This window comes from Vibrio sp. (genome assembly GCF_050299255.1).
Lineage (GTDB): Bacteria > Pseudomonadota > Gammaproteobacteria > Enterobacterales > Vibrionaceae > Vibrio.
Genome location: NZ_JBNKVP010000013.1, coordinates 61,705 through 70,251, shown reverse-complemented (window position 1 = coordinate 70,251; position 8,547 = coordinate 61,705). Strand labels below are relative to the sequence as shown.

The following is an 8,547-nucleotide window of genomic DNA, read 5'->3' as shown; positions in this document are numbered from 1 at the left end:
TCTGTTTTACCAGTTGCAGAGTTAAGGATAGTGTCACCCTTCTTCATGCGACCAGAGTAGATACGGATGAAGGTCAGTGCACCGAAACGGTCATCCATGATCTTAAATGCTAGTGCTTTTAGCGGCTCATCTGCAGATACAGTGGCAACTTCGCCAGTAGGCTCGCCAGTTTCTGGATCAGTCAGAGGCTGAGGATCAACTTCATCTGGAGCTGGTAGGTAATCAACAACAGCGTCAAGCACAAGTTGCATACCTTTGTTCTTAAACGCAGAACCACAGAAAGTTGGGAAGAACGCCAGGTCACGAGTACCTTTACGGATACAAGCTTTTAGTTGCTCAACAGTTGGCTCTTCGCCTTCCATGTAAGCTTCCATTAGGTCGTCGTCCTGCTCTACAGCAGTTTCAACTAGCTCTTCACGGTACTGTTCTACATCGTCAACCATGTCCGCTGGAATGTCTTGAATTTCGTAGTTTTCTGGTAGACCAGTTTCATCCCAAACGTAAGCTTTACGGTTCAGGATGTCTACAACACCAACGAAATCGTCTTCACGACCGATTGGCAGAGTCATTACTAATGGGTTAGCGCCAAGAACGTTCTTCACTTGCTCAACAACGTTGAAGAAGTCTGCACCCATACGGTCTAGTTTGTTTACGAAGATCAGACGAGCAACTTCTGAATCGTTCGCGTAACGCCAGTTTGTTTCTGACTGAGGCTCAACACCACCAGAACCACAGAATACACCGATACCACCGTCAAGAACTTTCAGTGAACGGTATACTTCTACTGTAAAGTCAACGTGTCCCGGAGTATCGATAACGTTCAGGCGGTGGCCGCTCCACTCACAAGTTACCGCAGCAGACTGGATAGTAATACCACGCTCAGCTTCCTGCTCCATGAAGTCAGTCGTAGACTCACCGTCGTGTACTTCACCAGTTTTGTGGATTTTACCAGTAAGCTTAAGGATACGCTCAGTGGTGGTAGTTTTACCCGCATCAACGTGCGCGAAAATACCAATGTTTCTGTACTTTGATAAATCTGCCATTGTCTTACTCTGTTTATAAGGTATAAATTGCGCGCAGAGTATACCACAATCTGTCAAGACTGATACCCTTGTGCAACATTCGTGGAAAATATTTTTTACCCTGTCAGTAAAGCCTATGGCTATTGGGATTGCAAAGCCAAATCTGCTAAAAGCCCTTCGCGCGACGTTAGCGATAACCTATCGCGCAGAACCCCCGATTGGCTGCAAAATAACTGGTATAACTGACCGAGTAATTTAGAAAAACTTGGTTAGGTCGAACAGCGGTGAGTCGACCAATTAACATAAATCGTCAAACGCGCTGACCGCATCGGCTAACTTTTTCACGCCAACGATTTGCATCCCGGCTATTCCGCCTTTGGGTACGTTAGCCGCCGGAACGATAGCACGCTTAAAGCCATGTTTAAACGCTTCGTTTAATCGCTCCTGACCACTAGGGACCGGACGAATCTCTCCCGCCAGCCCGACTTCGCCGAATACGACGATATCTCTGGCCAATGGTCGGTCACGGAAACTGGACAGCAGCGCCATCAGCAAAGCCAGGTCAGCACTGGTCTCGGTCACTTTGACCCCGCCGACTACATTGACAAACACATCCTGATCCGCCATCTGTAAACCGGCATGCTTATGCAATACCGCCAACAGCAGAGACAGACGATTCTGCTCCAGCCCCACCGCCACCCGGCGCGGGTTAGCCAGTTGTGAATAATCGACCAGTGCCTGTATTTCCACCAGCAGTGGCCGGGTACCTTCCCACACCACCATCACCGAACTGCCTGCGGTCTCTTCTTCACCCCGGGAAAGGAAAATAGCTGACGGGTTGCTCACCTCACGCAAGCCCTGCCCTGTCATAGCGAACACCCCAAGCTCGTTGACCGCCCCAAAGCGGTTTTTGTGGCTGCGTAAGGTACGAAAACGGCTGTCACTGCCGCCATCCAGCAGCACTGAACAGTCGATGATATGCTCGAGGACTTTTGGCCCTGCCAGACTGCCGTCTTTGGTCACATGACCGACGATAAAGATAGAAACATTATTCTGCTTGGCGTAACGAGTCAGTGCAGTAGCAGACTCGCGCACCTGGGCAACCGTGCCAGGAGAGGACTGGACATCGGCAACGTGCATCACCTGAATGGAATCGATGACCATAATACGCGGCTGCTCTTGTTCCGCCACCTGACAAATTTTATCCACATTGGTCTCGGATAACATCTTCAGGTGCTGGTTAGGCAGTCCCAGCCGAGAAGCACGCATGGCGACTTGCTGCAGCGATTCCTCACCGGTCACGTACAGAGTCGGCATCTGGGCTGACAGAAGACACATGGTTTGCAGCAGCAGCGTTGATTTACCGGCACCTGGATTGCCGCCGATCAGAATCGCAGCTCCTGGTACAACACCACCACCAAGGACTCTGTCCAGCTCTTTATAACCGCTACTGAATCGTGGCACTTCCTGAAGATCGATTTCAGCCAGTGTTTGTACCTTTGACTCTGTTGCCGAACCTGCGTAACCGGTCAGCCTCTCATTGCGAGCAGCGGCCGGAGAAGCAGCAATACGCACTTCGCTGATAGTATTCCAGGAACCACACGCATTGCACTGTCCCTGCCAGCGCGGGAAATCGGCGCCACAATCGTTGCACACATAGGCTCGCTTCGCTTTTGCCATCGATTTAATAGTTTCCTTTGTTAGTCTGTGACCTGGTATGCACAAATGGTTATATTAGAGGTTGATTCAATAAGGGATATCCCTAAAGATCTCAGCATCATGGTCGATGTAATCAGTGAACGGACACTCTAGCAGAAAATATGCAGCAATCTGAAATTCTTTCATTGGCAGAGCGGTTAATCCCGGCCTACAACAGTGACGACTTCGAGAAGTTGCTAAACCGACTCACCGGAGACGAGCCCCCTTCAGTCAAAATCCTGGTTAAAATTGAATTGAACCGGGTCATGGCTCCTTGCACCAAGACCATCGATTTACGTGGCCGGGTTCAGGGTGAGTGTCGGGAGTATCAATTGGATGGCCGTATCCATTGGCTCGATGATGTCGCATTCAATGCCTATCACAAAAATGTGCGCAAGTATGGCAGCTATACCGAAGGTGTCTGGGAAGCCCTCTATAACACCCGCAACAATTACCGGGTGATGAAACAGAATGGCCAGATACATAACCAAACCATCACCAGTTCAGATAGCCCTTTCGAAGTCGAACCCATCACCCTGGGTTATGACCTAAAACGAGCGGAAAATCGCTTAAAACTGGCCTCACAAGTCGAAGTCACTTTACCCAGCGAACAACTGGTGCATGCCATCAGCGTCGATCTTTCCCCTTCCGGTGCCCGGCTAAAAGTGCCGACCGCGTTTGATTATAAACTCGGTGAGATCCTTACCGTTCGCTATGTGGAACTGAGCCGAAACTCCGATATCCACGGTGTCGACAAACCGGTTCAGTACCGGCTGGTTGGTATTGATGACTCTTACGATAACGACGCGGTCAAATACCTGCGTCTGCTGCGCCTGACCCAGACCAATGTCATCGAGCGGGTCATCGAAGAGTCCTTACACAGTAATAGCCAAAAAGTGCGCCACGACAATCAGGACAAAATCATTCGTGCCCGCAGTCGAGGTTATGAGCACACTTACCTTAAGCACACCTGCAGCCTGCCGGTGTTTTTCAGTGGCAATCAGCTGAAGCTGGTGTTAATGACCGAAAATAACCAGCCGGTCTGGCAGTATTGGCACGATGAACGGAACCAGCAGTCACTCAGCGCGCTGTTTAACCCGGAGCGCATGGCTCAACTGACCAAACCGGGCATGCGTGGCAGCAATAATGTCATCTATTCATTTAACCACCAGCACCAGGACAAAACGCTGTTTTTCTCGATGATGATGCCGGAAGCGTCGCGGGAAGTGCGCCAGCTTTTCTGGCATATCGGCTCGAAAAAAACCAGTTGGCGTGCCTTCAGGCTATCGGTATTTGAACTGTCCGATCAGGAAAAACAGACGCTGTCACAACACTCTAGCGATCTTAACTTATCTACGGATTCACTTACTCATTTTGGCATGTTGCAGGAGATTGCCGATGACCAGTCTGGTGCCGACTATCGTCTGACGGAGAAACCTCGTCTGGCTGGCAGCGAACTCAATCGCTTCTGCCATCCGCGCCAGTCCAGCAGCCACCCATCCTGTCTTTATTTTGATGCTAAATCCAGGCGCAGAGAACCGAGATACCGCTTCCGTTCGCCGATCGAAGTTACCATCGGTGACCGTACCGTAGCCGGCTTTACCCAGGATTTATCCAAACACGGCCTGAGCATTACCTTAGACACGCCGATAGCGGCCAAAGCTGACGATCAGAGTTCCGTCAACTTTAAGGAACTGCAGCTCTACAACGAGAAATTGCCACTTAATGAAGTACCTTATCAGGTCATACGGGTCAGTAATGGCGGCCGGACTTTGCAGCTGGTCATAGAGTCCACCAGCCAGACCAATCCGACCATCGCTTTTCTCAACAAGCTGATTTCGCACAATCAGGATAAGCTAATGGCACAAAAAGAGTTATTGCCAAGCAACCAGCTTTTGGAAGATCTACACAATATCCTGCTGGACAAAATGGTCAGCTCACCGATTTTTGTCACCAAAACCGGCCCTAACCTGGCCCCGCACACTATCGGGGTGAATTATCCGCTGTTGCCCCACCTGGCGATGTTCGCCAAGCTGGGTCATGAACAGAGGATCTCTCTGGAACCTATCTTCAAGGGACGTACCAATACTCTGCTGGCGACGCCAATGAAACGAATTAGCGGTGCGGAACCGCAGTACCATGAGATTTATATCAGCACAGTAAAATTTGGTACCCGTATTCAGTCAATGGATACTATGCTGACGCAAGATTTTACCAGCACCCGAGAGCGGATTGAGTTTGTTAAAAAAGCTCAGCTGATGGGCGATTTCTTTGCCCTGAGAGTGTGTGGCGTCCCGGTGTTTGACCCGCTGACAGAGCTGCTGAAAACCGATCTCGATGAGCTGACTCAACTGAGCGTTCATCAGGCACGCAGCCTGGAAAAAGAAATACAGGCTATTGTCGGCTATGGGGAGATCGTCGACATCACCGATGAGGTGCTGATAAGGCTGGAACTGACGCAGTAATGTTTGCGTTGCAACTATGCGGAATCACCAGATAGCAATAAGGCGCTCAGTTGAGCGCCTTATTTGATTTACTGGTTTGCCCGATTAAGCGTAAACCGGCAGGCGCTTACAGATTTCCAGCACCTTAGCTTTGGTTGCGTCAATCACTGACGGATCGTTAATGTTGTCCAGTACATCACACATCCAGTTGGCCAACTCTTTCGCATCATCCTGGGTAAAGCCACGGCGAGTGATTGCAGGTGTACCAACACGGATACCTGAAGTCACAAACGGGCTACGAGGATCGTTTGGTACTGAGTTTTTGTTCACGGTGATGTTCGCTGCCCCCAGCGCGGCATCCGCTTCTTTACCGGTAATGTCTTTGTCGATCAGATCAACCAGGAACAGGTGGTTCTCAGTGCTGTTAGATACAATCTTGTAACCGCGCTCCTGGAACTGTGCCACCATCGCTTTGGCATTATCAACCACACGCTGTTGATAGGCTTTAAATTCTGGCTCCATCGCTTCTTTAAACGCGACCGCTTTTGCAGCAATAACGTGCATCAGAGGGCCACCCTGACCACCAGGGAATACAGCTGAGTTCAGCTTCTTGTACATGTCCTCACCGGCGTTAGACAGGATCAGACCGCCACGAGGGCCCGCCAGGGTTTTGTGGGTAGTTGTTGTCACAACGTGCGCATACGGCAGTGGCGTTGGGTAAACACCGGCAGCAATCAGACCGGCAACGTGGGCCATATCAACAAACAGATACGCGTCTACTTTGTCCGCGATTTCACGCATGCGTTTCCAGTCCACCACTTGCGAATAAGCAGAGAAACCACCGATGATCATCTTAGGTTTGTGTTCCAGAGCCAGCGCTTCCATTTCGTCGTAGTTGATCTGGCCACTGTCATCAATACCGTAAGGGATAACGTTGTAATGTTTACCAGAGAAGTTAACAGGAGAGCCGTGAGTCAGGTGACCACCGTGCGCCAGGCTCATACCCAAAACGGTGTCGCCAGGATTCAGCAATGCCATGTAAACCGCGCTGTTAGCCTGTGAACCTGAGTGAGGCTGCACGTTAGCATATTCACAGTTGAACAACTGGCAGGCACGGTCGATAGCCAGAGATTCCGCTTTATCCACGTACTCACAACCACCGTAGTAGCGCTTGCCTGGATAACCTTCAGCGTACTTGTTGGTCAGTTGTGACCCTTGAGCTTCCATTACACGCGGGCTGGTGTAATTTTCAGAAGCGATAAGTTCAATGTGTTCTTCTTGGCGAAGTGTCTCTTCCTGGATAGCTGCGAACAGTTCCGCATCGTAATCTGCGATGTTCATATCTCGCTTAAGCATCTGTCTCTCCTGATTCAGATTAGTTCTGAAAGTTGCAAAAAATCCATTCAACGACCAAAAGCAAACGTTTTCGTCACCGTAATATGGCGCGCATTCTACATAATTTGATCTAGGTCATAAAGAGAAATTTTTGACTTTTTCTCATGCACTATTTTCATGTTGGTATAAAGGGAGAAAAGGTTATTCCTGCCGGATTTAACTCTCCGGGCCAAGCTGTCAACATTTCCCTTTACACCCCGTAAATTGACAATTACATAGGTTTACCTCAATTTTCCATCTCAAGCTACCGAAAACCGGCATTTTTCTCTACTATGCCTGCCATTATGGCTCAACTAGATTTTAATTTGATGGAAAAACACTCACGAAAAGAAGACTGGATCGCAATACTTACCGGTACTTTTCTGGTCGCACAAGGCGTGTTCTTTTTACAATCCGCCCAACTATTGACCGGTGGTACCGCTGGCCTGGCACTGTTGCTCAGCCAGTTGCTTCCTGTCTCGTTCGGTGTGCTCTATTTTGCGGCAAACCTTCCTTTTTATCTGTTAGCCTGGCAACGCTTTGGCCGTCGTTTTGCCATCAACAGCGCCCTTTCCGGCGCGCTGGTGTCGCTGTTTTCCGATCACCTCTATCTGGTGATCAAACTGGATACGGTCAATGACATCTATTGTGCCGTTGCTGGCGGCCTGCTGATGGGGTTAGGTATGCTGATCCTGTTCCGCCACCGCTCCAGCCTGGGCGGATTCAACGTGCTCTGTCTGGCGCTGCAGGACAAGTTTGGCTGGTCGGTCGGCAAAACTCAGTTGGCCATCGACTGCGCCATATTGGCAACTTCACTACTGATTGTGCCGTTTACCGCTATCCTGTTGTCGATTCTCGGCGCCATTCTGCTCAACCTGGTGCTGGCGATGAATCACAAACCTAAACGCTATACCGTCCGTTACAGCTGATCGCTACAACAATGCAGTCGCCGCGATTTCTCTTCGGCGACTGCATGACTCCACCACTTCTATTGCTAGGGCTTACTCTGCCAGCTCAGTTTCTGCTGCTTAACCAGTGCTGCCGACAGAATACAGAGCACTCCACCCAAACCTGCATAGCGAATCGCGCTCTGGGCTTTGGCCTGCACTTTAGGCTTAGCATGGAAAGCGATGCCCAACCCTGCGGTATCCATCATTAGCAGATCGTTGGCACCGTCTCCTACCGCGACGGTATTGTGCATCTCAATGTCATACTCTTGTGCCAGTTGCTGAAGGATCTCCGCTTTGGTGTTAGCACAGACCACGTCCCCAACCACATGTCCGGTCAGCTTACCGTCGACGATCTCTAAGACGTTGGAGCGGGCATAATCCAGCCCAAGCAGCTGTTTAAGGTAGTCTGAAAAGTAAGTAAAGCCGCCGGAGGCAATAGCGGTTTTCCAACCAAGCTCCCGCATGGTTACAATCAGTTCTGCCATATCTGGCATCAAAGGTAAAACAGAGCGCACCTCGGCAAGGATAGATTCATCGGCACCTTTCAATTTCGACACGCGCTGGCGCAAACTCTGCTCAAAATCCAGTTCACCCAGCATCGCCCGTTCTGTCACAGCCGCCACTTCTTCGCCGACACCGGCCAGCTTGGCTATTTCATCTATGCACTCGATGGCAATCGCGGTTGAATCCATATCAAACACGATCAGGCCAGGGTCAGACAACTCCGGCATTTCTCGCAAACAGGCATAATCAAGCTGTAACGCCTCAAGGATCTTGCGGTGTTCTGCCGTCATATCATTGGCCATCAGGGCCACTTCGTAGTCGCCTACTTTCCAGCAGTCCACCACCGGGTTGTAATAGCCGGTATAAAAATCGATATCTTCAAACTGTTGCGCGGACAGGTAGCGGCCGTAAACAATCCAGTTGGCTTTTGCTTTGTCGAAGCGGGTAGATAAACGGGTTTCTGGCAGCCGGTTCATTAACCCGGTATGCCGTCTTAAAGAGAGGCGTTTTGACGTTTCCATGTATTCCATTCCTTAAATGTCTCCGGACAAGTTA

6 protein-coding genes are annotated in these 8,547 nt (G+C 50.1%); 2 read left to right on the top strand and 4 right to left on the bottom strand.

The genetic code is table 11. The features are described 5' to 3' along the window. Both ACQY6F_RS06205 and radA read right to left on the bottom strand, forming a co-directional pair. The coding region (locus tag ACQY6F_RS06205; protein WP_428772990.1) for a GTP-binding protein at nucleotides 1-1,043 on the bottom strand (1,043 nt) is incomplete at its 3' end. A 276-nt stretch (nucleotides 1,044-1,319) separates the two neighbouring features. Next, nucleotides 1,320-2,702 carry a DNA repair protein RadA gene (gene radA, locus ACQY6F_RS06200; RefSeq protein ID WP_428772988.1) on the bottom strand — a complete coding sequence of 461 codons (1,383 nt, stop codon included), beginning with the start codon at nucleotides 2,700-2,702 and terminating at the stop codon, nucleotides 1,320-1,322. Between the two features lie 140 nt (nucleotides 2,703-2,842). Between radA and ACQY6F_RS06195 the strand changes: the two genes are divergently transcribed. After that, nucleotides 2,843-5,185, top strand: a complete 2,343-nt coding sequence (locus tag ACQY6F_RS06195; RefSeq protein WP_428772986.1) for a PilZ domain-containing protein — start codon at nucleotides 2,843-2,845, stop codon at nucleotides 5,183-5,185. Between the two features lie 84 nt (nucleotides 5,186-5,269). On the opposite strand, the gene glyA is transcribed toward ACQY6F_RS06195, so the two are convergent. After that, on the bottom strand, nucleotides 5,270-6,520 hold the full coding sequence (gene glyA, locus ACQY6F_RS06190) for a serine hydroxymethyltransferase (protein WP_428772985.1): 1,251 nt from the start codon (nucleotides 6,518-6,520) through the stop codon (nucleotides 5,270-5,272). Between the two features lie 347 nt (nucleotides 6,521-6,867). Here glyA and ACQY6F_RS06185 point away from each other — a divergent pair, with 347 nt between their 5' ends. Continuing rightward, on the top strand, nucleotides 6,868-7,467 hold the full coding sequence (locus tag ACQY6F_RS06185) for a YitT family protein (protein WP_428772994.1): 600 nt from the start codon (nucleotides 6,868-6,870) through the stop codon (nucleotides 7,465-7,467). A gap of 65 nt (nucleotides 7,468-7,532) precedes the next feature. On the opposite strand, the gene serB is transcribed toward ACQY6F_RS06185, so the two are convergent. Next, nucleotides 7,533-8,513 carry a phosphoserine phosphatase gene (gene serB, locus ACQY6F_RS06180; RefSeq protein ID WP_428772984.1) on the bottom strand — a complete coding sequence of 327 codons (981 nt, stop codon included), beginning with the start codon at nucleotides 8,511-8,513 and terminating at the stop codon, nucleotides 7,533-7,535. Between the last annotated feature and the right edge of the window lie 34 nt (nucleotides 8,514-8,547).